This window comes from Streptomyces sp. NPDC006294, from assembly GCF_042870895.1.
In the GTDB taxonomy this organism is placed as follows: domain Bacteria; phylum Actinomycetota; class Actinomycetes; order Streptomycetales; family Streptomycetaceae; genus Streptomyces.
Map to the genome: position 1 here is coordinate 170,918 of NZ_JBIAHV010000009.1, position 24,381 is coordinate 195,298.

Here is a 24,381-nt window from a genome sequence, read left to right on the forward strand (position 1 = left end):
CACGCCGGCCCGCCCGGCTCCGGCCGGGAACCGGGCCGTATCGCCGACCGCGGACCCCGCGTGCTGACGCTGATCATCGCCTGCGAGGCGCGTCTGGTGTCGGTATCGGGGTGAACCGGGCCGCCCGGGGACGGGGCGGATGTGCGTCCGGGGGACCTCGGATGTCAGGATGAGCCAATGAGTAGCAACGTCTTCTTCGACATCACCATCAACGACGAGCCGGCCGGCCGGATCGTCTTCGCGCTCTTCGACGACGTGGTCCCCAAGACCGCCAAGAACTTCCGCGAGCTGGCCACGGGCGAGCACGGCTTCGGCTACGAGGGCTCCTCGTTCCACCGCATCATCCCCAACTTCATGCTGCAGGGCGGCGACTTCACCGCCGGCAACGGCACCGGTGGCCGCAGCATCTACGGTGAGAAGTTCGCCGACGAGAACTTCCAGCTCAAGCACACCAAGCCGGGTCAGCTCTCGATGGCCAACGCCGGGAAGAACACCAACGGCTCGCAGTTCTTCATCACGACCATCGTCACCGACTGGCTCGACAACAAGCACGTCGTCTTCGGTGAGGTCGTCGAGGGCATGGACCTCGTGAAGCGGATCGAGGGCCTCGGTTCGGGCTCCGGCACCCCCTCGGCGAAGGTCACCATCGCCAAGTCGGGCGTCGTCGAGGGCTGACCCCTCCCCCAGGACTCTCCCGCGAAACGCGACAGGGCCCGTCGGCGAGTGCCGGCGGGCCCTGGGCGTTCGTGTCACGTCTCGTCGGGCTCCAGCCGCAGCGAGATGGAGTTGATGCAGTACCGCTGGTCCGTGGGGGTCGGGTAGCCCTCGCCCTCGAAGACATGGCCCAGGTGGGAGCCGCACCGCGCGCAGCGCACCTCGGTGCGGACCATGCCGTGGGAGGTGTCGGAGACCAGTTCGACCGCGTCGCTGTCCTTCGGGTCGTAGAAGGACGGCCAGCCGCAGTGGGACGCGAACTTGGTGTCGGAGCGGAACAGTTCGGCCCCGCACGCCCGGCAGGAGTAGACGCCGGCGGTCTTCGTGTCCGTGTACTCGCCGACGAACGCGGGCTCCGTGCCGGCCTGGCGCAGGACCGCGTACTCGGCGGGGGTCAGCTCCGCCCGCCACTGCTCGTCGGGCTTCTCCACGTCGTACGCCATTCGGTGCGCCTCCCTCAGTTCGACAGCCGGGCCCGGCTGAGTCGTTCCAGGATCCGCGGACCGAGATCCGTGACGTCTCCCGCGCCCATGGTGAGAACGTAATCGCCGGGCTTGGCCATTCCCGCGATCACGTCCGGCACGGTCGCCTTGTCGTGGACGGCCGTGACCTCCGCGCCGGCCGCCTGCGCCGCGTCGATGATCAGTTCGCTGGTGACGCCGGGGACCGGGTCCTCGCGGGCCGGGTAGATGTCGAGGACGACCGAGGCGTCCGCGAAGGCCAGGGCCTGACCCATCTCGGCACCCAGCTCCTGCGTGCGGGAGAAGAGGTGCGGCTGGAAGACGACCAGCAGCCGGGAGCCCTCCGCCGCGCCGCGCATGGCCTCCAGGTCGGCGGTCATCTCGGTCGGGTGGTGCGCGTACGAGTCGATGACCTGGACGCCGGCGGCCTCGCCCTTGAGCTGGAGGCGGCGCTTGACACCGGTGTACGCGCCGATCGCGGAGGCCAGGTTGTGCGCGGGGATGCCGAGGGCGGTGCCGGCGGCGAGCGCGGCGACCGCGTTCAGCGCGTAGTGGCGGCCGGGGACGGACACCGTGAAGGTCAGCAGCCTGCCGTTCAGCAGGACGGTGACCTCGCTGGTCAGGCCGCGCGGCGTGATCTTGTGCACACGGACGTCGGCCCCCTCCGACTCGCCGTAGGTGACGACCTGCACCGAGGACACGTCGCGCACCCGGCGGGTGAGCTCGGCGGCGCCCGCCTGGTCGGCGGAGATCACCAGCGTGCCGCCCGGCACGACCTTGCCGACGAAGGTCTGGAAGGACTCGTAGATCTCGTCCATCGAGGCGTAGTTGGCGTGGTGGTCCAGCTCCACGTTGAGGACGATCGCGACCTCGGGGTCGTACTTGTGGAAGCTGCGGTCGCTTTCGTCCGCCTCGGCGACGAAGATGTCGCCGGCGCCGTGCCGCGCGTTGGTGCCCGGGCCCTCGAGGTCGCCGCCGATCGCGTACGACGGGTCGAGGCCCAGTTCGGTCAGTGCGACGGCCAGCATCGAGGTCGTCGTGGTCTTGCCGTGCGTGCCGGCGACGGCGATGGAGCGCAGCCCGGTCATCAGGGAGGCGAGCGCATCGGAGCGGTGGACGACCGGGACGGACAGCTCGGCGGCGCGCACGAGTTCCGGATTGTCGGCGCGGATGGCGCTGGAGACGACGACGCTCGTGGCGTCGTCGGCCAGGTGCCCGGCCGCGTGGCCGATGTGCACCGTGACGCCGAGGGCGCGCAGGGCCTCGGCGGTCGCCGAGTCCCTGGCGTCGCTGCCCGCGACCTTCGCGCCGCGCTGGGCGAGGATCTTCGCGATGCCCGACATGCCGGCTCCGCCGATGCCGATGAAGTGCGGGCGCTCCATCGCGCCGGGAACGGCGGCGGGAACGGCGGGTGCCATGGTCTTCTCCCCAAGCTGTACGACTACGTGCGGCTGCCCACCCTATTGCCTGTGGGACTACTCGCTGTGCGCGAAGAGTTTCAGGACCGGGACGCCGACCTTGTGGCGGGCCCTGGAGGCCCAGTCACGGTGGAAGAACTCCTCGACGTAGTGCGGCTCGGTCAGGACGATCACCTCGTCGGCGTCCGCCTCGTCGACCACGGACTTCAGCTTGTTCAGCGGATGGTCCTCGACGAGATGGCCGACCGCCTCGCAGCCGGCCGCGCGCAGGGCGTCGAGCGAGTGTTCCAGTGCCCGCTGGGCGGGTGCCTTCGCCTCGGCCCCCGCGGGCTCCTCGCCCTCGCGGACCGCGTCCTTCAGATCACCGACGGCGACGTCGTCGATGGCGCGCAGCAGTACATCGGCCTGGTCCCCGCGCGGCTGCATGAGGACGACGAAGGCGACACCCTCCTCGCCGTGCAGCGTGGTGACGAACTCCACGTCCTCCGAGGTCAGGGGCTTCTCGATCATCAATACGCTTGTGAACACCTCAGGAGCCCTTCTGCGGAAACTGCGGATAGTGCGGTACTGCGGAGACCAGCCGTCCTTCCCCCGTGCCCGCACGGGGAGCGTGCGCAATCAAGTGTGCCCGCCGCAGGCTAAGCGGAACGGCCAATTCCGCTAATTGCCGAACGTGGCCGTCAGACGCGCCGGTAGCGCGTGAACAGGAATCCGGCCTCCTCCAGTACGGAATCCAGGGCGAACCGCGCCGGGTCGGGCAGCCCCGGCCCGCCCGCGATGCGCTGCGCGTCCCCCACGGTCATCGTCGGCGACACGGTCAGGCACAGCTCGTCCAGTACCCCGGCGGCCGCGAACTGACCCAGCATCCTCGGGCCGCCCTCGGTCAGCAGCCGCACCAGCCCGCGCTCCGCGAGCGCGTGCACCGCCCTGGCGGGCTCGACACCGGGCCCGTCGCCCGCGACGACCACCTCCGCGCCGGCCTTCTCCGCCGCGTGGATCCGCTCCGGCGAGGCGGCCGCGCCGGTCAGCACCAGGGTCGGCACCAGCGGCTCGGTGAACAGCGGGAGCGAGAAGTCCAGGTTCAGCGAGGCACTGACCACGGCGATCGCGGGGGCGGGCCCCTGTCCTGCGGCGGCCCTGCGCTCCGCGAAGGCGTCGCGGGCACGAGCGGGGCGGTAGCCCTCCAGCCGGACCGTCTCGGCCCCCACCACCACGGCGTCGGCCAGCCCCCGCAGGGTGCCGAAGATCCGCATGTCGGCGGCGGAGGAGATCGGCTGCGAGCGGCCGTCGTGCTGGGCCGCCCCGTCGAGCGAGGAGACCATGTTGGCGCGCAGCCACACACCGCCGCCCGCGCTGCGGGCCTCGGCCGCCCCGCGGCCGGGGGTGCCGCCGCCGCCCGTCTCACCGCCCGCGGCCATGCCCCGCTCGGGGTACGCGTAGGCCGCGGCCAGCTCGTCCAGCGACCACTCCCGGTCGTCGGCTGCCGCTGTCTGGTCGGTCACAGGGAACAGGCGTCGCATACGGTGCAGTCTGGCACGCCCCTTACAGTGGAGTACTGTGCCGACCAGTCCGATAACCGAAGCCGCTCCCCTGTCGCTCTGCGCCCGCGAGCCGCACGTCCCCGCCGACCACTTGGTCGCGGAGATGGTGCCGCCGCCGCGTTTCGACTCGGTCCGCTTCGACACCTACGTGCCCGACCCGAAGCAGCCCAGCCAGGTCGAGGCCGTCAAGGTGCTGAGCGACTTCGCCGCCGGCCTCGGCGGGGCGCACGCCACCGGCGGCGGCCGGCGGCGCTGGTTCGCCAGAACCCCTAAGAAAGCAGCCCCCGCCGGCCCCCGCGGCGTCTATCTCGACGGCGGTTACGGCGTCGGCAAGACCCACCTGCTCGCGTCGCTCTGGCACGCCACCCCCGCGGAACCGTCGCTCAAGGCGTTCGGCACCTTCGTGGAGCTGACGAACCTGGTCGGCGCGCTGGGCTTCCAGCAGACGGTGCAGACGCTGAGCGGGCACCGGCTGCTGTGCATCGACGAGTTCGAGCTCGACGACCCCGGCGACACCGTCCTCGTCTCCTCGCTGCTCCGCCGGCTCGTCGACGCCGGCGTGGCGCTCGCGGCCACCTCCAACACACTGCCCGGCAAGCTCGGCGAGGGCCGCTTCGCCGCCGCCGACTTCCTGCGCGAGATCCAGGGCCTGTCCGCCCACTTCCGCCCACTGCGGATCGACGGCGACGACTACCGCCACCGCGGGCTGCCCGAGGCCCCTCCTCCGTACTCGGACGAGCAGGTCACCAGGGCCGCGTACGCCGCGGAGGGGGCGTCCCTCGACGACTTCCCGCACCTGCTGGAGCACCTCGCGAAGGTGCACCCCAGCCGGTACGGGGCGCTCACCGACGGGGTGCGGGCCGTGTGCCTCACCGATGTCCGGCCGGTGCCCGACCAGTCGACCGCACTGCGGCTGGTCGTGCTCGCGGACCGGCTGTACGACCGGGAGGTGCCGGTGCTCGCCTCCGGCCTGCCGTTCGATCAGTTGTTCAGTGACGAGATGCTGAACGGCGGCTACCGGAAGAAGTACTTCCGGGCGATCTCGCGGCTCACCGCGCTGGCACGCGACGCGAAGCCCTTGGTGGCGCAGTAGGTTTGGGGCCGTAACCCGATCTGAAGGGAACCATCATGGCCACCACCCGCCAGGCCCACACCGTCTGGGAAGGCAGCCTGCTCGAGGGCAAGGGCGTCGTCACCCTCGACTCCTCCGGCATCGGCGAGTACCCGGTCACCTGGGCGGCTCGGACCGAGCCCGCGGAGAGCGGCAGGACGAGCCCCGAGGAACTGATCGCAGCCGCGCACTCCAGCTGCTTCAACATGGCCTTCTCGCACGCCCTCGCCGGTGCGGGGACTCCGCCGGCCCGCCTGGAGACCAAGGCCGAGGTGACCTTCCAGCCAGGTGAGGGCATCACCGGCATCCACCTCACCGTCGTCGGCGAGGTCCCGGGCATGGACGAGGCGGACTTCGTCAAGACCGCCGAGGTCGCCAAGGAGAACTGCCCGGTCAGCCAGGCGCTGAAGGCAACGAAGATCACCCTCAGCGCGTCGCTCGCCTAGCACACGGGCACCTCGAGGCACAGTGGCCCGCACGGTTACGTCTCGCGTTCTCTGCGTGATACACCGTGCGGGTCCCATCTCCTGTCCTCCAACAGGAAGTTGCCTCACATGTCCGCATCACGACGTGAAGTTCTCGCCCGTACCGGCGCGCTCGGCGCGGGGATCGCCTTCACCGGCGCCTTCTCCGAACTCTTCGCCGGCACGGCGGCCGCCCGCGGTCACCGCGGGTACGGCCCGCTGGTCCCCGACCCGGACGGGCTGCTCGACCTGCCGAAAGGTTTCCGCTATCGGGTCCTGTCCCGCGAGGGCGACCCACTGCGCTCCGGCGAAGGCCCGGTCCCGTCCAATCACGACGGCATGGCCGCTCTCCCCGGCCGCCGCGGCCGGATCCACCTCGTCCGCAACCACGAGAACCGCCCCACCGCCAAAATCGGCGTTCCGACCGTCCAGGGCCTGACCTACGACCCCGCGGCCAAGGGCGGCTGCACGGCCCTCGAACTCGACGGCCGGGGCGAGGTCCTCGGCGAGCGGGTCGCCATCGCCGGCACCGCCGTCAACTGCGCGGGCGGTCCCACCCCTTGGAATACCTGGCTGACCTGCGAGGAGAACGAGGACCGGGCCGGCACCAACGGTTATACCAAGGACCACGGCTTCATCTTCGAGGTCGACGGAGCCGACCCGCACCGCACCGGAGCCGTGCCGCTCACCGCGATGGGCCGCTTCCAGCACGAGGCGATCGCCGTCGACCCCGAGAGCGGGATCGTGTACGAGACGGAGGACGCGTTCGACCGCCCCTTCGGTCTCTTCTACCGGTTCCTGCCCGACAAGCCGCTGGGCGGCACCGGTTCACTCCGCGCGGGCGGCGAACTGGAGGCCATGCGGGTACCGGGGGTGCCGGACCTGTCGGAGATCAAGGACATCGGCGCGTCGTTCGACCGGATCGAATGGGTGCCCGTACCGGACAGTCAGGCGAAGCAAACCCCCATCAGACTCCAGGACTTCGGCCCGAAGGGCATCACCCACGCCCAGAAGCTGGAGGGCTGCTACTGGGGCGGCAGATCGGTGTACTTCGTCTCCAGCTACGCCCGCAGCTCGGAGGGCTCCGCCGGCGACCACTTCGGCCAGGTGTGGAAGTACGAGCCGCAGCGCCGGCGCCTCACTCTGGTCGTCGTCTTCGGCCCCGGCACCGGGATCGACATGCCCGGCGAGTCCCCGGACAACATCTGCCTGGCGCCCAGCGGCGGCCTGATGGTCTGCGAGGACGGCAACGGCGCCCAGCACGTGTACGGGCTGACCAAGCGCGGCGAGGTGTATCCGGCGGCAAGGAATGCCCAGAACATTGGCACACCGGAGGAGCCCGAGTGGGGCGAGTTCGCCGGCGTCGCGTTCTCGCCGGACGGCGACACGATGTACGTGAACTGCTACCGGCCCGGCACGACGTTCGCGGTCACGGGGCCGTGGTGCTGAGCGGCTGCGACAGCTGAGCGCTTCGGGCGAGGGCTCGCCGCCGCGGTACCGGCCGGGAGCCCTCTTGCCGGGCGGGACCGTCGGACGGTTCCACCCGGCAGGGGCCGGCTGCTCGGCGGCTGCCCGAACGACTACTCGACGACGATCTCGATCGGGAGGTTGCCGCGGGTCGCCTTGGAGTAGGGGCAGTACTCGTGCGTCTTCTTCAGCAGGTCCTGGCCCGCCTCGCCCTGCAGGTGGTCGGGGAGCTCGACCCGCATGATCACGGAGAGCGCGAAGCCGCCGTCGGCGGCGTCCTTGCCGATGCTGACCTCCGCGGTCACCGAGGCGTCCTTGACGTCGATCCTCTCCTGGCGGCCGATGGCGCCCATGGCGCTGGCGAAGCAGGCGGCGTACCCGGCGGCGAAGAGCTGCTCGGGGTTGGTGCCCTGGCCGTTGCCGCCGAGGGAGGCGGGGAAGGCGAGCGGCAGGTCGATCTGGCCGTCCGAGCTGACGGCACGGCCTTCGCGGCCGTTGGCGGTGGCGACAGCGGTGTACAGGGCGTCCATGGGTGAATCCCTCTTCGTCTCGACGGGGTCGTGGCCGGGTCGTGGTCAGGAACCGGCTCCACAAATAGAAGCACACGATTAAGTTGCGCACAACTCAATGGAGCGCAGCTTGGTATGGTGGTGGCATGGAGAAGAAGACGCTGCGGGACGTGCCGGACGATGAGTTCCTTCGCCTCGAGCACCAGATCTGCTTCTCGCTGCACGCCGCGTCGCGTGCCTTCAACGGCGTGTACCGGGCAGCACTGAAGGAGCTGGGGCTCACCTACCCCCAGTACCTGGTGATGCTGGTCCTCTGGGAGCACGGCGAACTGCCGGTCAAGCAGATCGGCGAACATCTGCGGCTGGACTCGGGGACGCTGTCACCGCTGCTGAAGCGCCTGGAGGCGGCGGGTTACGTGGAGCGCCGGCGCAGCGCGGCGGACGAACGCTCGGTCACGGCCCGGCCGACCGCGGCGGGGCGCGCGCTGCGGGAGCGCGCGCTCGGCACGCCGCGGCGGATCGCGGAGGCGACGGGGCTGACGCTGGAGCGGATCCGGGCGCTGCGGGAGGAACTGGACGCGCTGACGACGACGCTGGACGCGCACGCGTAGCGCCTGGGCGGCGGGCCTTCCCGGAACCGGGGGCTCCGCCCCCGGTTCCGGGGCGGTGCCCCCCGACACCGCCCCGGCCTCCGCCCGGCCCCGGTACCGCGCTCCGCACGGTGTTCCGGGAGGCTCCGCCACCGAACCCCCGCGCCTCACCCCCTACGGCCTGGCGGCCGTGGGTACCTCCACGCCGCCAGGCGTAGGGGGAGGGTCCCAGGGGAGCTGGAACTTGCCGGTCCTGTCGGGCTCCGCCCAACCCCGCGCCTCAATCTCCCCCTACGGCCTGGCGGCCGTGGGTGGAGGTACCTCCCATGCCGCCAGGCGTAGGCGGAGCGCCCCCAGCGGGACTGGAACTTGCCGGTCCTGTCGGGCTCCGCCCCGAACCCCGCGCCTCAATCTCCCCCTACGGCCTGGCGGCCGTGGGTGGAGGTACCTCCCATGCCGCCAGGCGTAGGCGGAGCGCCCCCAGCGAGGCTGGATGCGCCCGGTTCCGTGCCGGGTCGGGGCCTCGGGCGCGGGCGGGGCTGGATGTGCCCCCGTGGGCGCCCCTGCTTGCGCGCAGCGAAGTCAGGCTTGCCCGGCGGGCTGGTTGCCGCGCAGCGGCATTTCCAGCCCGGCCTGGGGGTACTCCCCTACGCCTGGCGGCGTGGGAGGCGCCCCCGCCCACGGCCGCCAGGTCGTAAGGGGAGATTGAGGCCACCGCCCGAAGGGCGGTACCGGGACCGGGCGAAGCCCGGCCCGCCCGCCCGGAGGGCGGTCAGGGGCCCGGGGGCGGAGGCCCCGGTTCGGGAAGGGGCGGGTAGGGGAACACGCCCCGCACAGCGGACCCCACCCCGCACGCGCCCCTACTTCACCGACCCCGCCATCACGCCCTGCACAAAGTGCCGCTGGAAGGCGAAGAAGACCACCAGCGGGACCACCAGCGACAGGAACGCCCCCGGCGCCAGGACGCCGATGTTGCTGCCGAACTGGCGCATCTGGGACTGGAGGGCCACCGTCAGCGGCTGGGACTCGCTGTCCGCGAAGAGGAGCGCGACGAGCATGTCGTTCCACACCCACAGGAACTGGAAGATCGCCAGGCTCGCGAGGGCCGGGCGGCCGAGGGGGAGGACCAGTTGGGAGAAGATGCGCCACTCCGAGCCGCCGTCCATCCGCGCGGCCTCCAGCATCTCCCGCGGGATCTCGGCGAAGTAGTTCCGGAGCAGAAAGACCGCGAACGGCAGACCGTAGGCGACGTGGAAGAGCACGACGCCCGCGACCGTCCCGAACAGGCCGATCGTGCCGAACAGTTTGGCGACCGGCAGCAGGCCGATCTGGACGGGCACGACCAGCAGACCGACGACGACCAGGAAGATCCCGTCGCGGAAGGGGAAGTCCAGCCAGGCGAAGGCGTATCCGGCGAGGGCCGCGATGCCGACGACCAGGAGGGTCGTGGGCACCGAGATGAGGACCGTGTTCCAGAAGGCCTCGCCGATGCCGGAGTCCTCGAAGAGCGCCGTGTAGTTGTCCAGGGACAGCTGCGAGGGGTCGGTCAGCGCCGTCCACCAGCCGTCGGACGCGTTGTCCCGCTCGGAGCGCATCGAGGAGAGGAACAGGCCCGCCAGCGGTGTGATCCAGACAAGCGCGACCAGGACGAGCACGGCCTGGACCGCTCCGTTGCCCAGCCAGGCGGTGAGCCGGCTCTTGCGGCGGCGGGCGGTGGGCGGCGGCAGGGGGACGGGCCGGACGGCGGCGGCCCGGTCGGCCGGCCGGCGCTCGACGGTGGTGCGGCCGCTCATGATCGGCTCCTTCGGAAGCGCCGGACGTTGAAGATCATGGCCGGGACGACCAGCAGGAGCAGCAGCACGCTCAGGGCGCTGCCGAGTCCCTGGTCGTTGCCGCCGCCGAAGGACACCAGCCACATGCGGGTGGCGAGGACGTTGGCCTCTTCCTGGACCGGTCCGGGCGCGATGATGTAGACGAGGTCGAAGACCTTCATCACGTTGATGACCAGTGTCACGAAGACGACCGTGAGCACGGGCGCCAGCAGCGGCACGGTGATCTTGCGGAAGATCTGGCCCTCGGAGGCGCCGTCCATCCGGGCCGCCTCCAGCGCGTCGCGCGGGATCGCGGCGAGTCCGGCGCCGATGAGCACCATCGCGAAGCCGGTCCACACCCACAGATACGCGCCGATGATGGCCGGGGTGACCAGCGCCGGCCCGAGCCAGTTCACGCCCTGGTAGGGCGCGGCGAAGTTCGAGGCGGGCAGCCGGACGGTGTATGCGCCGTCGGCGAGGCCCGTGAAGCTGAACGAGCCGTCGGCGGCGGTGGTCGTGGTGGCCGCGGCCTTCCCGTCGCGTACGGCCTCGACGGTCATGCCGGGCAGGCCCTTCTCCGCCGGGTCGACCTTGCCCTGGGTGCCGCTGCCGCCCGGGGCGAAGTCGAGGTAGGCGACGCCGCCGATCTCGTCCGCCGCGGGGCTCGGCGCGGCGGCGGCCCGCGCCTGCGACGGAATCGCGTCGGGTGCCACGCCGACGAAGCCGAGGGTGACCGAGCCGCCGGGGCGGACGGCCTCCGTCGTGGTGTACGGGCCGCCGGCCGTTCCGGCCAGCCCCTGGTTCTCGCGGACGCGGGCCGTCGGGTAGGCGGCGGGGTCCTCGAAGGAGTCGTGGACGGCGACCACGGCCGCGTTGATCACACCGCGGTCGGGGTCCTGCTCGTAGGCGAGGCGGAAGATGATGCCCGCGGCGAGGAAGGAGACCGCCATGGGCAGGAAGAGCACCAGCTTGAAGGCGGTCGCCCAGCGCACCTTCTCCGTGAGGACGGCCAGCATCAGGCCGAGGCCGGTCAGCAGGACGGGTGCGACGACGACCCAGATGGTGCTGTTGCGGATGGCTTTGAGGGTGGCGGGGTCCTGGAAGATCTCGGTGTAGTTCGCCGCGCCGACGAACTGCTCGCCGCTGGCGTCGAACAGGCTGCGCCCGACGGAGAAGACGACGGGGTAGACGACGAGCGCCCCGAGGAGCAGCAGCGCCGGCAGGACGAAGAGGACCGCGAGGCGGCGTTTTCTGCGCTGGGCCCGGCGCCGCGGGTCGGGCGCGGCGCCGGAGTGGGGGGTGCGGGTCCCGGGGGCCCGCGCCTTGAGTGTGTCGGCCATGGCGGTGTGCCTCAGTTCCCGTACGCCTTGGCGGCCGCGGCCTCGAGCTTGGCGGCGGTGGCCTTCGGGTCGGACGGGTCGCGCAGGAAGTCCTGGAGGAGCTTCCACTCGCCCGCGCCCTTGGTGCCGCCGAACGCGGCCGGCGCCTGGTCGGACATGTCGAAGCGGACCGAGTTGCCCGCGGCGATGAGGGATTCGGCGGTGGAGCGGGTGGTGTCGTCGCCGTACGCGTCGAGGCTGACGTTCTTGTTGGGCGACAGGAACCCGCCGGCGCCGGCCCAGATCTCGGCCGCCTCCGGGGTGGCGAGGAACTCGAGGAGCTTCATGCCGGCCTCGCTGTTCTTGCCGTCCTTGAGGACGGCGGCCGCGTCTCCGCCGCTGACCACGGGGGCCTTGCCGCCGTCGACCGCGGGGAACGGGAAGAAGTCGGCGTCCTCGCCGAGCTTGCGGCCGAACTCGTCCTTGGCTATGCCGCCGACGAAGTCGCCTTCATAGACCATGCCCGCCTTGGGCTCGGGGCCGAAGACCTGCTCGACGGAGGCCGGGAAGTCGGTCTGCAGCGCGGACTTCGCGCCGCCCGCGACGAGCTGGTCGTCCTTGAACAGTTCACCCAGGGTGGTCAGCGCCTTGACGACGCTCTCGTCGGTCCACTTCAGTTCGTGCTGGGCGAGCTGGTCGTACTTCTCGGGGCCGGCCTGGGAGAGGTAGATGTTCTCGAACCAGTCGGTGAGCGTCCAGCCGTCCTCACCGGCCACCGCGAAGGCGGGACGGCCGGAGTCGGCGAGGGTGTGGCCGGTCTTGAGGAGGTCGGCGTACGTCTTGGGCGCGCTGACGCCGGCCTGGGTGAACGCCTCGGGGCTGTACCAGACGGTCGACTTGTGGGCGGCCTTGAAGTAGAGGCCGTAGTAGGTGTCGTCGACGGTGCCGTAGTTCTTCCACACGGGGGCGAGCCCGGCGGTGGCCGTCTTGGCGGTCTCGTCGGACAGCGGCTTGAGCCAGCCCTCCTTGGCGAACTGCTGGAGGACGCCGACCTGGGGCACCATCACGACGTCGGGGGCGTTGCCGCCCTCGATCTTGCTGCCGACGAAGGTGGAGACGTTGTCACCGGAGGGGACGAAGACGGTCTTGGCGCCGGTCTTCTCGCTGAAGGCGTCGAGCACCTTCTTGAAGTTCTTCTGCTCGCTGCCGGTCCACACGCCGGCGACGGTCACGGTCTTGCCGCTGAGTTCGCCGCCGCTCGCGGGTCCGGTGGTGCTGCCGCCGCAGGCGGTGGCGCCGAGGGTGAGGCCGAGTACGGCGGAGGCCGCGGCCGTCGTGCGCAGGGTGGTCCTTCTGCTGGTGCTTCGCATGGTGAGGGTCCTTCCAGGGGTGAGGGTCAGGAGACGGGGTGGTCGCCGGTCCACCAGGCGGCGGTCGCTCCGGGGAGCACACCGTCGGGGCAGGGGCCGCTGGCGAGCAGGGGGGTTCCGGTCACAGGGGCGGGCACCGGGTCCGTGCCGAAGTTGACGGCGCAGATCAGCCCGTCGCCGCGGGCCATGGCCAGCACCTGTGCGGGCGCGTCCAGCCAGCGCAGGGTGCCTTCGCCGAGCTGCGGCAGGCTGCGGCGCAGTTGCAGACCGTCGCGGTAGAGGTGCCAGAAGGAGCGGGTGTCGGCCAGGGCCCGGTCGGTGGCGTGTTCCGCGAACCACTCGGGCTGCGGGAGCCACGGCCGGGCCCCGGCCGCGCCCTGGCTGAAGCCGAACGGGGAAGCGTGGCCGGACCAGGGCAGTGGAACGCGGCAGCCGTCGCGGATGCGCTTGCGGCTGCCGGTGCGGTGGAAGATCGGGTCGGTCAGCACCTCGTCCGGCAGGTCGAGGACCTCGGGGAGGCCGAGCTCCTCGCCCTGGTAGACGTAGGCGGCGCCGGGGAGAGCGAGCATCAGGAGGGCGGCGGCGCGGGCGCGGGCGGCGCCGAGGCCGCTGCCCTCCACGCCGGGCTCGCCCGCGTACCGGGTGACGGTGCGGACCTGGTCGTGGTTGTTGAGGACCCAGGTGACGGTCGAGCCGGTGCCGGCGATGTCGCGTATCGCCTCGTCGATCGTCGAGCGGAAGGCGTCCGCGTCCCAGGGGGCGGAGAGCAGGTCGAAGAAGAAGGCCTGGTGCAGTTCGTCGGGGCGGACGTAGTCGGCGTGTTCGCGTGCGGTGGGTACGGAGACCTCTCCGACGAGGAGCCGGTCCCTGCCGTCCCGTTCGGCGTACTCGTCGCACACCGCGCGCCAGCGGCGCCACACGTCGTGGACCTCTGGCTGGTTCCAGGCGAGCGGGTTGACCGAGTCGCGGGACCGCTCGTCGGCCTCCGGGTCGTCGGAGTCGGGCAGCGCGGGGTGCTTGAAGAGGCCGGCGGCGACGTCGATGCGGAAGCCGTCGACGCCGCGGTCCAGCCAGAAGCGCAGCACCTGCTCGAAGTCGTCGCCGACGGCCGGGTCGCGCCAGTTGAGGTCCGGCTGCTCCGGGGTGAACAGGTGGAGGTACCACTCTCCGGGGGTGCCGTCGGGCTCGGTGACGCGGCTCCAGGCGGAGCCGCCGAACATGGCGCGCCAGTTGTTGGGGGGCTCGTCCCCGCCGGGGCCGCGGCCGGGCGCGAAGTGGAAGCGGGAGCGGGCGGCGCCGCCGGGACCGGCGGCGAGCGCCGCGCGGAACCACGGGTGCTCGCTGGAGCAGTGGTTGGGGACGATGTCGAGCAGCAGCCGGAGCCCGAGGCGGCGGGCGTCGGCCATCAGCCGGTCGAATTCGGCGAGGTCGCCGTATACGGGGTCGACACCGGTGTAGTCGGCGACGTCGTAGCCGTGGTCGTGCTGCGGGGACGGGTAGAACGGGCTGAGCCAGATGCCGTCGACGCCGAGCTTCCGGAGATAGGGAAGCCCGGCCCGTACGCCTGCCAGGTCGCCGATGCCGTCCCCGGTGCTGTCGAGGAAACTGCGGACGTAGACCTGGTAGATCACCGCATCGCGCCACCAGGGATCGGGAGCGGTGGCGGGGCGGGAGGGGTCGCCGATGGCGGCCGGAAGCGTGCTGAGCATCTCGCGTCGACCTGTTTCTGCTGGATGCGAGGGCGCCCCGGATCGGGTGCGCTGTTATGCATGCATGTTAAGTAGCAGCGACTGGAAGGTGTCAACGGTGTGTCCGGAAACTGCCATCAGGTTGGGGGGTTTGTCCCGTAATGCAGGGATCAAAAGCAGAAGCTCCTACCTAACATGTAGGTAGGAGCTCTGAGGAGAGGACGAAGTGACCGGGTCAGCCCCCGCGGGAGATCGCGGCGAGTTCCCGCGCGAGCCGCGCCACCGCCTCTTCGGGCGTCTGGCGCAGCGCCATGACGTCCTGCGCCACCGCCTGCACGGCCAGGCTCACCTGGTCGTAGCGCGGGCTCTTGGGGCGCGGCACCGCCGACAGCACGCTCTGGCGCAGCGTCGGCAGATAGGGATGGGCCCGCACCAGCTCCGGGTCCTCGTACAGCTCGGCACGGACCGGCGGCAGGGAGCCCTCGGTGAGGACCTGGCGCTGGACGGGCTCGCTGGTGAGGTAGGCGATCAGGTCGGCGGCGGAGGCCGGATGGCGGGAGTGGCTGCTCACGGCCAGGTTGGAGCCGCCCAGCACGCTGGTGCCCGGCCCGTCCGGTCCGGGCAGCGGCACCACGCCGAACTTTCCCGCGACCTTCGAGCCCTCGGCGCTCGCGTCGGAGTAGACGTACGGCCAGTTGCGCAGGAAGAGCAGCCTCCCGTCCTGGAACGCCTGCCGGGACTCCTCCTCCTTGTAGCGCAGCGCCTCGCGGGGAATCCAGCCCTCCCGCACTCCGTCCGCCAGGAAGGTGAGCGCCTCGCGGGCGGCGGCGGAGTCCACCGTGACCCGGTCGCCGTCGTCCCGCAGGATCGACCCGCCGGCCGAGTGCACGGCCTCCGCGACGTTGACGGTCAGTCCCTCGTATGGCAGGAACTGGCCCGCGTAGCCGTCGAGACCTTGCCGGGGAGCGATGGTGCGTGCCTGGCGGGCCAGTTCGGCCCAGGTGCGCGGCGGCTTCTCGCCCGCCCGGTCGAGGACGTCCTTGCGGTAGTAGAGCAGTCCGGCGTTGGTGACGTACGGGACCGCGTACAGCCGCCCGTCGAAGGTGGCGGTGTCGACCACCGGCCGCAGGAAGCTCTTCAGCGGGAAGCGGTCGCGCTGCAGCGGGGAGATCCAGCCCGCCGCGGCGAATTCGGACGTCCACGCCACATCGATGTTCAGCACGTCGAACCGGTCGCTGCCGGAGCGCAGCTCGCTGATCATCTGCGCCCGGGTCTCGTCCGCCGAGTCCGGCAGTTCGACCAGGGTCACCCGCTCGTCGGGGTGGCCGCGGTTCCAGTCGTCGAGCAGCGGCGAGAGATAGTCGGTCAGATCGCCCGCCGTCACGAGCGTCATGGGCCCGCGCCCCTCCGGGTCCGCGCCCCGGCCGGTGGAGCCGGAACCCGCGTAGCCGGCCAGTACCACCGCCGCGACCAGGAGTCCCCTACCCGCGGCACGCATCCACCGCATAGGTTCCTCCCAGTGCACGATCCGGCTGCGCTGCCGAGTATCGCGGCCTATATATACCCGTTAGGCATGGGCGATACTAGACGTCCAGGCGGACGAGGCGCGTGCCACAGAACACACGCCGCGGCCAGGGCAACAGGAAACCATGTCAGCGGGAGGGAGGGGAGCGCGTGCGGCTGCCGCTCCTGGCACTCCTGACCCGTGGCCCCGCGCACGGCTACGAGCTGAAGCAGGACCTTGAACAGCTCCTCGGCGCCGCGTACCCTCAGCCGAACGTCGGCCAGATCTACGTGACCCTGGGCCGACTGGAGAAGAGCGGTCTGATCGACGGCGAGGACGTCGAGCAGTCGGGCCGGCCCAACAAGCGCACGTACCGGCTCACCGACGCCGGCCGTGAGGCGGTGCAGGCCTGGTTCGAGGAGACCACGGACGAGCCGCGGGTACGGGACGAGTTCTTCATGAAACTCGCACTCGCCCCCCGGTCGGGACTGGCCGATCCGGTCGCCCTGATCAACAACCAGCGGCGGCAGTACCTCAACACCATGCGGGACCTGTCCAAACTGGCCGCCGCGGAGGACCGTGACAACAGGATCTCCCAGCTGCTGATCGAGGGAGCCATGCTGCATCTGCAGGCCGACCTCGACTGGCTGGAGCGCTGCCAGGAGGAGCTGGAATGAGCGACACCGCGGCCCTTCCGGGCGACGCCGGCGCCGCGCCGATCGTCCGGGCCGAGGGTCTGACCAAGACGCACCACGGCGAAGGCGCCCCGGTGCACGCCGTGCGCGGCGTCGACCTGACCGTCCGGCCCGGCGAGTTCGTCGCCGTCACCGGCCCCTCCGGCGCGGGCAAGTCGACGCTGCTCCATCTCATCGGCGGCCTCCAGCGGGCCGACAGCGGGAAGCTGTGGCTCGACGGCCGGCGGGTCGACGAGTACCGCGAGGCCCGCTGGGCGGTGCTGCGGCGGCGCCACATCGGCGTCGTCTTCCAGTTCTTCAACCTGGTCTCCAACCTCACCGTCGCCGACAACGTCGAACTGCCCGCGCTGCTCGCCGGCGCCTCCCCCAGGGCCGCCCGCGACTCCCGTGCCGAACTCCTCGCCGAGCTCGGCCTCGAGGGCCGCGAGAAGTCCATGCCCGGCGAGCTCTCCGGCGGAGAGCAGCAGCGCGTCGCGCTCGCCCGGGCCCTGGTCAACCACCCCGCGCTGCTGCTCGCCGACGAACCCGCCGGCAGCCTCGACAGCAAGGGCACCCGGGAGGTGCTCCGGCTGCTCTCCCGCTTCCACCAGCGCGGCCAGACGATCGTGATGGTCACCCACGACGCCCGGATGGCCAGCGCCGCCGACCGTGTCATCAGCTTCTTCGACGGGCGGATCGCGGACGACGCCGAGCTCGGCGCCGGACGCCGCGGCCCGGGCGGCGGGGTGTCCGGCGTGCTCGAACTGAAGGACTGACCGTGCGGGCCACTCTGCGCTGGGCGCACGCCGACTTCCGCGCACACCGCGGCGAGGCCCTGTTCGTCGTCCTCGCCAGCGCCGGGATCATCGCCTCGCTGCTGCTCGCGGGCGCGCTGTTCAGCTACGCCGCCAACCCGTGGCAGCGGATCTTCAACCAGTCCCAGGGCGCGCACATCTGGCTGCAGACCCGGGCCGGCGCCGACACCGCCGCCCTCGCGGACCTCGACGGCGTCGCCGGTCTCTCCGGCCCGTTCCCGACCGCCGCCACCACCGTCGAGTCGCAGGGCGCGCGGGCCGCGGTGACGCTGCGCGCCGCGGAGACCCGCCCGCCGGAGGTGGCACGGCCGCTCGTGACCGCCGGGAGCTGGCTCGCGCCGCCCGACGGCGGCCGCGCGACGGGCACCGTCGTACTGGAGAGCTCGGTCGCCCGGGCGCTGTGGGCCGAGCCCGGCGACGCCGTACGGGTCACGGGGCAGGACGGCGCGCCGCGCACCCTGCGCGTGACCGGCGTCGCCGAGGCGGCGGAACCCGCCTACCGGCCGGGCGGCGGTCCCGGCATCGGCTGGGTGCTGCCGGACACCCTCGACTCCCTCGCGCCCGGCGGCGCCGGGCAGAGCGTGGGACTGCGGCTGGACGACGCCGGCGACACCGACTTCATGGTCCAGCGGGCGGTGACCCTGCTCGGCGCCGACCGGGTCGACCAGGTCACCAAATGGCAGCAGGCGCGGGCGGAGGCCGGCGGCGACGACCGGCTGCTCGGCCAGCTCTTCGCCGTCTTCGGGCTCGGCGCGCTGCTGGCGGCCGCCCTCGCCGCGTCCGGGGCGATCGGCGCCCGGGTCCGCGGACAGCTGCGGGACATCGCCGTCCTCAAGGCGGTGGGCTTCACCCCGGGGCAGGTGGTGCGCGGCTTCCTGGTGCAGCATCTGGCGTTCGCCCTGCTCGGCGTCGCCCTCGGGACGGCGGCGATCGCCCTCCTCGGGGCACGGATACCGGGGCGGATCGGCGACGCGGCGGCCCTCTGGCAGGACCTGCCCGGATACGCGGCGCTCATGATCGGTGTGCCGTGCGGCGCGGTCCTGCTGATCGCGGCCGCGACCGGGCTCGCGGCCTGGCGCGCCGGCCGCGTCCCGCCGGTCCCGGTGGCCCGGGCCGCCCAGCCGTCGGCCGCGCCGATGACCGTGCTCGGCCGGCGGGCCCTGGGGATGCGGGTGCCGCCGGCCCTGGTCCTCGGCTGGCGCTCGGCCTTCTCCCGCCGGGGGCGTACGGCCGTCGCCGTGGGACGTCTCGCGCTGCCGCTGGTGCTGATCACGGTCGCGCTGGTGGCCTGGTCCACACTCGACCAGTTCCGCTCCAGGCCCGCCGAGATGGGACTGCCCGCGGCACTGACCGTACGGGCGCAGCAGCCCGGCGGGCCCACGGAGGACGAGCTGCTGCGGACCCTGGCCGGGGTGCCGGAGGTGGCCGCCGTCCATCCCGGCGCCGAGATGGCCGCCCTGGTCCCCGGGCAGACCGGCACCATCACCCTGCGCGGGCTCGGCACCACCGAGGACCCGTATCCGTCCGCGGTCGCCGAGGGCCGCACGGCCCGCGGCGCGGACGAGGCGGTCGCCGGACAGGGACTGCTGGACCTGCTGGGCGTGCGGGTCGGGGACTGGGTGCGGATGACGGTCGAGGGCCGGCCGCAGATCCTGCACATCGTGGGCCGCAGCATCGAACCCGAGTCCGGCGGACGGGTCGTCTCCACCACCCTCGACGCCCTGCGGGACCGCGATCCGCAGCTGCGCCCCGACTTCCACGCGCTGGTTCTGGCCGGCGACGCGGACCCGCGGGCGGTACGGGCCGCGCTCGACGAGGCGGCGGGCGGCACGCTGGAGATCCGTGAGACGCCGAACCCCGCGGACCGGCTGGAACCGGCGCGCGGGGTGATCGCGGCCCTGATCGCCGTACTGGCCCTGATCGGGCTGACCGAGCTGCTGACACTGATCGGCACCGGGGTGCGCGACCGGGGCCGGGACCTGCTCGCGCTGAAGGCGATCGGGCTGACGCCCCGCCAGATCGGCTCGGTCATCGTCATCGGCGCCGGGCTGACGGCGCTGGTGGCGGCCGTCGCGGGGACCACACTCGGCGCACTGACCGGGGTGTGGCTGGTGGACGCCCAGGGCAGCTCCAGCGGAATGGGAGCGGGCATCGCCCACCTGCCGCCGTGGCCGGTGCTGGTGGGGGTCGTGGCCGGCGCCGTGGTGGGGGCGGTGGCGGCGGCCTCGCTGCCGGCGACGCGGACGGCGCGGCGGCGGCTGGCGGACTCGCTGGGCGAGACGCTCTGAGCACGCGTCGGGGGGCGTGCGGAGTGCCGCACGCCCCCGGACGGGTGGGGGGAGACGCCGGGGCTCAGTTGCCGCCGAAGCCGTCCCGGTCCTGGCCCTGATCCTGATCCTGGCCGTCCTGGTTCTGACCGCCTTGCCCCTGATCCTGCCCCTGGTCGCCGCCGTCGGTCTCGCCGAGCCGCGCGCCGACCGCCGCCAGGGCCGTCGTCACCGGCTGGAAGAACGTCTCGCCGCCCGACGCGCAGTCACCGCTGCCGCCCGAGGTCAGCCCGATCGCGCTGCCGTCGCGGGTGAACAGGGCACCGCCGCTGTCACCGCCCTCCGCGCACACGTCGGTCTGGATGAGACCGGTGACCGTGCCCTCCGGGTAGTTCACCGTGGCGTTCAGACCGATGACCTGACCGCTCCTCAGGCCGGTGGTGCTGCCCATGCGGAACACTTCCTGGCCGACCGCCGCGTCGTCCGCGCGCCCGATGTCCAGCGTCTGTCCGTTGCCGAGGTCGACGGTGCCGGGGGCCTCGGTGGCGGGGTCGTCGTAGGTGACGAGGGCGAAGTCGCCCTCGCCGGGGAAGGTCGCCGCCTGCACCGTGCCGATCGGGGCGCCGTTCTGCTCCTCGGACCACTGGTCGTCGGCGACGGCGCAGTGTCCGGCGGTGAGGAAGCCGGGCCGTCCGTCGCCGGTGGTCACGTTGAAGCCGACGGAACAGCGCGATCCGCCGCCGAAGATGGCGTCGCCGCCCTCCAGGAAGGGCTTGAACTCGCCCGCCGTCTTCTGGATACGGGCCATGCCGTCGCCCAGGGACGTGACCGCGGACCGCAGCTGGTTCCAGCCGTCACCGGTGACCGTGCGGTCCGCGGTGACCAGCAGCCGGTTGGTCCTGGGGTCGACGGCCCAGGCCGTGCCCGGGACGGTGGCCTCGCGGGCCAGGGCGTCCGCCGCGGACTTCAGCTCGCTCATGCTGTTCTCGACGGGCCGCGCGACGGCGCCGGCCTCGTTGACCTGGACGATCACGCTGTTGCTGTCGCCGCTGACGTTGACGACGACCTGCTGCTTCTGTGCGTCGTAGTACGCACCCGCATACGCGTCACCGAGCTCGGGACCGAGCTGCGAGACCAGGTCCTGGGCCGCCGCGGCGCTCAGGGTTCTCGCCGTGGCCTTCGACTCGGGACCGGAGCCGGACTGCGATGCGTTGGCGTGGGGCAGCAGCACGGCGGCCGCGGCGACGCCCACCGCCCCCGCCCCTGCAAGCACAGCCTTTCGCTTGGGTATTCGCCTGTGACTCAACTCGCCGCCTCCTGCGGGGATACGGAATCCGGTTGCCGACGACAGACCGGGGGACGCGTCCGACCGTTGATACGGAAGAGGCGGTGAGTTGTACTCATCGCGGCTGCGGAATTCGCCCCTGACGTGATGTCAGCGGCGTTGCGGAGAGAGGCTCATGCGGTGGGCAGCCGGGCGCCGCACCGGCTGCAGTACCGCGCCCCGGTGTCCTCGGCCGGATGGTCGCACTCCGGGCAGACACGGCTGAGCATGCAGGCCGGCTCCCCGCCGCCGGCCGCCGCACGGGCGGCGGAGGACGGGGCGGAGGCGTTGCCGATGGTCATGCCGGGGCGGCGGCGGTGGGCCGTGACGTAGGCGAGGCCGTCGGGGCCGGCGGACACGGCGCGCTCCATGCCGTGCGGCAGCCAGGCCACGCATCCCGGTTCCAGGGGCTGCCGCTCTCCGCCGATCGCCAGTTCCCCGCTGCCGTCGACGACACAGACCAGGACATCCAGGTCGGGTTCGACATGCGCGGCGCCCCGGGTGCCGGGCAGGAGCCGGACGAGGTTGGCGTCCAGCTGCCGGGCGACCGGGTCCAGCCGCCAGACGGCGCCGCTCCGGCCGTCCCCAGCCGCGGGCAGATCCGCCTTGCCGGCGAGCACTCCGGCCTTCGGGGACACTGCCATGCCGTTCCTCCAGAACACGTGGACCACAGAACCGACCGCATCATTGCACGGTGCAATCCACCGGCCCGGCCTGGCGTCGAACCCGGGCGGGAGAAGACAACCCTGACGCGGGAGCGTCCCGCACTTCTCCCGGCCGCATGATCACATATTTTCCATCAGTGACCACATACGCCCGGAAGTTGATCGCTTTGACGGTGTGCGCTGTCGCGCTGGCCGGCTGCGCCGCCGTTCCAGACCGTGCCGACACCGCGCCCCGGCCCTCACCGCCGACGGCCGACCCCTCCCCCGCCGCGGCCGCGCCGACCATGGCTCCCGGACCGGGCGGTCTGGCACCGGTGTTCACGCGCGCCGCCGGTGACGGGAGCACCGGGCCGAAGACCGTCGCCCTCACCTTCGACGCCGACATGACCGCCGATCAGGGCCCTCGGGCCGCACGTGGCGAACGGTTCGACAACCCGGCGCTGATCGACGCCCTGCGCACGCTGGAGGTCCCGTCGACCGTCTTCATGACGGGCCGGTGGGCCGAGGAGTACCCGGCCCAGGCGAAGGCCATCGGCGCCGATCCCCTCTTCGAGATCGCGAACCACTCCTACAGCCACCACGCCTTCAGCTCGCCCTGCTACGGCCTCCCCGAGATCGGCGCCGAGGACATGACCGCCGACGTACGCCGGGCGTTCGCCGCGATCGAGCGGGCCGGGGCGCGCAATGTGGTGCCGTACTTCCGCTTCCCCGGCGGCTGCTACGACGACGACGCCCTGCGGGCCGTGGCGCGGGCCGAGGTCACCGCCGTGCAGTGGGACGTCGTCAGCGGGGACGCGTTCGCCACCGACGCCCGGGCCGTGGCCCGTCAGGTGCTCGACGGGGTGAGGCCCGGGTCGCTGGTCGTCCTGCACTGCACCCGCAGCGCCGCCCCCGTCACCGAGGAGGTGGTCCGCCGGATCGTCCCCGAGCTGCGCCGGCGCGGCTACCGGTTCGTCAAGGTCTCCGACCTGATGCGGCAGTCGCAGCCCTGAACGACGGCACGCCCACGGCCACGGCGGAGGCGTAGAGCAGGACGGGCGGCAGCCAGCGCTGGGAGCGCAGCAGGAGGGCGAGGTGGTAGCGGAAGAGCGCGGTCATGCGGTGGTGCCTGATCCTGTCGGGCGGGGTTTCGTCGTTGCTGTCACCGGGTCACGGTCTCCGTCAGCTGCCGTACGTGCCACGGCGGCCGGGCGGTGAGCAGCGTGCGCAGCAGCGCGTCGGAGTACACGGCGGCGACGGTCAGCACGGTGCTGCCGTCCTCGCCCGGGCTCCGCTCGGGATCCCCCGGCAGTCCGCCGGGCAGTGCCGCGCCGGGCGGGCCGACCGCCACGATCCGGGCCGCGGGGCCCGGCCGCGGACCGCCGCCGGGCGGCAAGGGTTCCGCCGGCCGCCCGTCCAGCCGCCCGTCCCGTACGGAGAGGACGGTGTGCACCGCTCCGGCCAGCCGGCGCGGGTCGTGGTCGACGTACACGACGCTCGCTCCTGCCGTGACCCGTTCCGCGACCGCCAGGTCGAGCTGGTCGCGGGCCGCGGTGTCCAGGCCGGTCCACGCCTCGTCGAGCACCAGCAGCTCCGGACCGGCCAGCAGCGCCTGGGCGACGGCGACCTTCTGGCTGGTGCCCTTGGACAGTTCGCCGAGCGGTGTACGGGCGTGGGCCGCGGCCCCGAAACGTTCCAGCCATTCCGTGGCGCCGGTGGCCGCCTCCCGCCGCCCCAGGCCGTGGACGCGGCCGAGATGCGTCAGATAGCCGGCCGCGGTGAACGGCAGGGCGGCGGGGAAGCGCTCGGAGACGTACCCCGTACGGGGGCGCCGGTGATCCGGCCCTCGGTCGGCGCGTCGATGCCGGCCAGCAGCCGCAGCAGCGTCGACTTGCCGCTGCCGTTGGCGCCCTGCACCCGGACCAGAGCGCCCGGGCGCAGACCGAGGTCGACCCCGCGCAGCACCCATGGGCCGCCGAGGCCGTAACGGCGGCCCACCTGCCGGAGCCTCAGTTCTGCGACGCCTTCTGCTGGGTGAGCTCGCTGGGCCGGACGATCACGAAGCCCTCGCCCTCCAGCTTGAGCTGGACCGCTTCGCCGGAGCCGCCGCGGATCATCGAGCCGACGGACTGCGAACGGTGCAGCGACGTGTGGAGCTGCGCGCTCCAGCCGACGACCGCGTCCGTGTCGACGAACACCGGCTGCTGGTGGCTGACGGGGATGACGATGGGGCTGCCCTCGCACATGACCGCGAGCTTGCCGTAGCCGGTGAAGACGCTGTTGAAGAGACCGCCGCCGGCCATGCCGGCGCCCTTGACCGTCTTGATCTCGTAGGACAGCGTCGCGTCGAAGCACAGCACGTTGCGGCCGTTTATGGTCAGCGCGTCGCCCTGCTCGATGTCGACGATGAAGCAGTTGGCCGCCTCGTGCGCGAACCATGCCTCGCCCTGGCCGCGTACTGCCATCAGCGCCAGGCCCTCGCCGGTGACGGCGCGCTTGAGCATGCCGCCGATCCCCTGGCCCTTGCGCTCGAACTGGAGATTGCCCCGGAAGGCGATCATCGAGCCCTGTCGCGCGTGCATCTCGCCGTTGACCGCGTACTTGACGGACTTGGCGTTCTGCAGCGTCATGCCGGGCACCGTGGCCTGCTGTGCCATGTTCTCAGTGGAGAAAAGATCGCTCTTCATGCC

Annotated in this window: 22 protein-coding genes and 1 pseudogene; 9 read left to right on the forward strand and 14 right to left on the reverse strand. The window is 72.2% G+C overall.

Features of this window, described 5'->3' with window-relative positions; genetic code table 11:
- Nucleotides 1-177 precede the first annotated feature (177 nt).
- Nucleotides 178-675: a peptidylprolyl isomerase gene (locus ACFYOP_RS18165; protein WP_356894722.1), complete on the forward strand. Its 498-nt coding sequence runs from the start codon at nt 178-180 to the stop codon at nt 673-675.
- Between the two features lie 74 nt (nt 676-749).
- Here the strand turns inward: ACFYOP_RS18165 and msrB are convergent, their stop codons facing one another.
- From msrB to ACFYOP_RS18185, 4 genes are all read right to left on the reverse strand, one after another.
- Nucleotides 750-1,157: a peptide-methionine (R)-S-oxide reductase MsrB gene (gene msrB / locus ACFYOP_RS18170; RefSeq protein WP_356894724.1), complete on the reverse strand. Its 408-nt coding sequence runs from the start codon at nt 1,155-1,157 to the stop codon at nt 750-752.
- A gap of 14 nt (nt 1,158-1,171) precedes the next feature.
- Nucleotides 1,172-2,593 (reverse strand): UDP-N-acetylmuramate--L-alanine ligase, encoded by a 1,422-nt coding sequence (murC, locus tag ACFYOP_RS18175; RefSeq protein WP_356894726.1) that lies wholly within the window; start codon nt 2,591-2,593, stop codon nt 1,172-1,174.
- 57 nt (nt 2,594-2,650) lie between these two features.
- A complete protein-coding gene (locus ACFYOP_RS18180; protein WP_356894728.1) occupies nt 2,651-3,121 on the reverse strand; it encodes an indole-3-glycerol phosphate synthase in 471 nt (156 codons plus the stop codon).
- Nucleotides 3,122-3,273: 152 nt separating this feature from the next.
- A complete protein-coding gene (locus tag ACFYOP_RS18185) occupies nt 3,274-4,113 on the reverse strand; it encodes a pyrimidine reductase family protein (RefSeq protein ID WP_356894730.1) in 840 nt (279 codons plus the stop codon).
- A gap of 37 nt (nt 4,114-4,150) precedes the next feature.
- Here ACFYOP_RS18185 and zapE point away from each other — a divergent pair, with 37 nt between their 5' ends.
- The 3 genes from zapE to ACFYOP_RS18200 all read left to right on the forward strand — a co-directional run bounded on the left by zapE (nt 4,151) and on the right by ACFYOP_RS18200 (nt 7,158).
- Nucleotides 4,151-5,227 (forward strand): cell division protein ZapE, encoded by a 1,077-nt coding sequence (gene zapE / locus ACFYOP_RS18190; RefSeq protein WP_356894732.1) that lies wholly within the window; start codon nt 4,151-4,153, stop codon nt 5,225-5,227.
- 35 nt (nt 5,228-5,262) lie between these two features.
- Nucleotides 5,263-5,691, forward strand: a complete 429-nt coding sequence (locus tag ACFYOP_RS18195) for an OsmC family protein (protein ID WP_356894734.1) — start codon at nt 5,263-5,265, stop codon at nt 5,689-5,691.
- Nucleotides 5,692-5,799: 108 nt separating this feature from the next.
- Nucleotides 5,800-7,158 carry an alkaline phosphatase PhoX gene (locus tag ACFYOP_RS18200; RefSeq protein WP_356894736.1) on the forward strand — a complete coding sequence of 453 codons (1,359 nt, stop codon included), beginning with the start codon at nt 5,800-5,802 and terminating at the stop codon, nt 7,156-7,158.
- Between the two features lie 131 nt (nt 7,159-7,289).
- On the opposite strand, the gene ACFYOP_RS18205 is transcribed toward ACFYOP_RS18200, so the two are convergent.
- Nucleotides 7,290-7,706 (reverse strand): organic hydroperoxide resistance protein, encoded by a 417-nt coding sequence (locus ACFYOP_RS18205; protein ID WP_356894738.1) that lies wholly within the window; start codon nt 7,704-7,706, stop codon nt 7,290-7,292.
- 125 nt (nt 7,707-7,831) lie between these two features.
- Here ACFYOP_RS18205 and ACFYOP_RS18210 point away from each other — a divergent pair, with 125 nt between their 5' ends.
- Nucleotides 7,832-8,296 (forward strand): MarR family transcriptional regulator, encoded by a 465-nt coding sequence (locus ACFYOP_RS18210; RefSeq protein WP_356894740.1) that lies wholly within the window; start codon nt 7,832-7,834, stop codon nt 8,294-8,296.
- An 839-nt stretch (nt 8,297-9,135) separates the two neighbouring features.
- Here the strand turns inward: ACFYOP_RS18210 and ACFYOP_RS18215 are convergent.
- From ACFYOP_RS18215 to ACFYOP_RS18235, 5 genes are all read right to left on the reverse strand, one after another.
- Nucleotides 9,136-10,068 (reverse strand): carbohydrate ABC transporter permease, encoded by a 933-nt coding sequence (locus ACFYOP_RS18215; protein ID WP_356894742.1) that lies wholly within the window; start codon nt 10,066-10,068, stop codon nt 9,136-9,138.
- Nucleotides 10,065-11,426, reverse strand: a complete 1,362-nt coding sequence (locus ACFYOP_RS18220; RefSeq protein WP_356894744.1) for an ABC transporter permease subunit — start codon at nt 11,424-11,426, stop codon at nt 10,065-10,067. The genes ACFYOP_RS18215 and ACFYOP_RS18220 overlap by 4 nt, the downstream gene beginning before the upstream one ends.
- 11 nt (nt 11,427-11,437) lie before the next feature.
- Nucleotides 11,438-12,775 (reverse strand): ABC transporter substrate-binding protein, encoded by a 1,338-nt coding sequence (locus tag ACFYOP_RS18225; protein WP_356894746.1) that lies wholly within the window; start codon nt 12,773-12,775, stop codon nt 11,438-11,440.
- A 26-nt stretch (nt 12,776-12,801) separates the two neighbouring features.
- Entirely contained in the window at nt 12,802-14,484 is a 1,683-nt protein-coding gene (locus tag ACFYOP_RS18230) for a glycoside hydrolase family 13 protein (protein WP_356894748.1), read from the reverse strand.
- Between the two features lie 214 nt (nt 14,485-14,698).
- The gene (locus tag ACFYOP_RS18235) at nt 14,699-15,970 is read right to left on the reverse strand and encodes an ABC transporter substrate-binding protein (protein WP_356894750.1); all 1,272 of its coding nucleotides are present in this window, start codon (nt 15,968-15,970) and stop codon (nt 14,699-14,701) included.
- 167 nt (nt 15,971-16,137) lie between these two features.
- Here ACFYOP_RS18235 and ACFYOP_RS18240 point away from each other — a divergent pair, with 167 nt between their 5' ends.
- Genes ACFYOP_RS18240 through ACFYOP_RS18250 form a run of 3 tightly spaced genes read left to right on the forward strand, consistent with a single transcriptional unit; the run spans nt 16,138 to nt 19,744 of the window.
- Nucleotides 16,138-16,644 carry a PadR family transcriptional regulator gene (locus ACFYOP_RS18240; RefSeq protein ID WP_356894752.1) on the forward strand — a complete coding sequence of 169 codons (507 nt, stop codon included), beginning with the start codon at nt 16,138-16,140 and terminating at the stop codon, nt 16,642-16,644.
- A complete protein-coding gene (locus tag ACFYOP_RS18245) occupies nt 16,641-17,417 on the forward strand; it encodes an ABC transporter ATP-binding protein (protein WP_356894754.1) in 777 nt (258 codons plus the stop codon). The genes ACFYOP_RS18240 and ACFYOP_RS18245 overlap by 4 nt, the downstream gene beginning before the upstream one ends.
- A gap of 2 nt (nt 17,418-17,419) precedes the next feature.
- Nucleotides 17,420-19,744: an FtsX-like permease family protein gene (locus ACFYOP_RS18250; protein WP_356894756.1), complete on the forward strand. Its 2,325-nt coding sequence runs from the start codon at nt 17,420-17,422 to the stop codon at nt 19,742-19,744.
- 64 nt (nt 19,745-19,808) lie between these two features.
- Here the strand turns inward: ACFYOP_RS18250 and ACFYOP_RS18255 are convergent, their stop codons facing one another.
- Together ACFYOP_RS18255 and ACFYOP_RS18260 are read right to left on the reverse strand one after the other, a co-directional pair.
- On the reverse strand, nt 19,809-21,029 hold the full coding sequence (locus tag ACFYOP_RS18255) for a S1 family peptidase (RefSeq protein WP_356894758.1): 1,221 nt from the start codon (nt 21,027-21,029) through the stop codon (nt 19,809-19,811).
- Between the two features lie 152 nt (nt 21,030-21,181).
- Nucleotides 21,182-21,691: a cupin domain-containing protein gene (locus ACFYOP_RS18260; RefSeq protein ID WP_356894760.1), complete on the reverse strand. Its 510-nt coding sequence runs from the start codon at nt 21,689-21,691 to the stop codon at nt 21,182-21,184.
- Nucleotides 21,692-21,828: 137 nt separating this feature from the next.
- On the opposite strand from ACFYOP_RS18260, the gene ACFYOP_RS18265 reads away from it, so the two are divergent.
- A complete protein-coding gene (locus ACFYOP_RS18265; RefSeq protein ID WP_388451993.1) occupies nt 21,829-22,704 on the forward strand; it encodes a polysaccharide deacetylase family protein in 876 nt (291 codons plus the stop codon).
- Nucleotides 22,705-22,853: 149 nt separating this feature from the next.
- Here the strand turns inward: ACFYOP_RS18265 and ACFYOP_RS18270 are convergent.
- Together ACFYOP_RS18270 and ACFYOP_RS18275 are read right to left on the reverse strand one after the other, a co-directional pair.
- A pseudogene (locus ACFYOP_RS18270) lies at nt 22,854-23,656 on the reverse strand (ATP-binding cassette domain-containing protein).
- Nucleotides 23,657-23,700: 44 nt separating this feature from the next.
- Nucleotides 23,701-24,378 carry an AIM24 family protein gene (locus tag ACFYOP_RS18275; protein ID WP_356894762.1) on the reverse strand — a complete coding sequence of 226 codons (678 nt, stop codon included), beginning with the start codon at nt 24,376-24,378 and terminating at the stop codon, nt 23,701-23,703.
- Nucleotides 24,379-24,381: the final 3 nt, after the last annotated feature.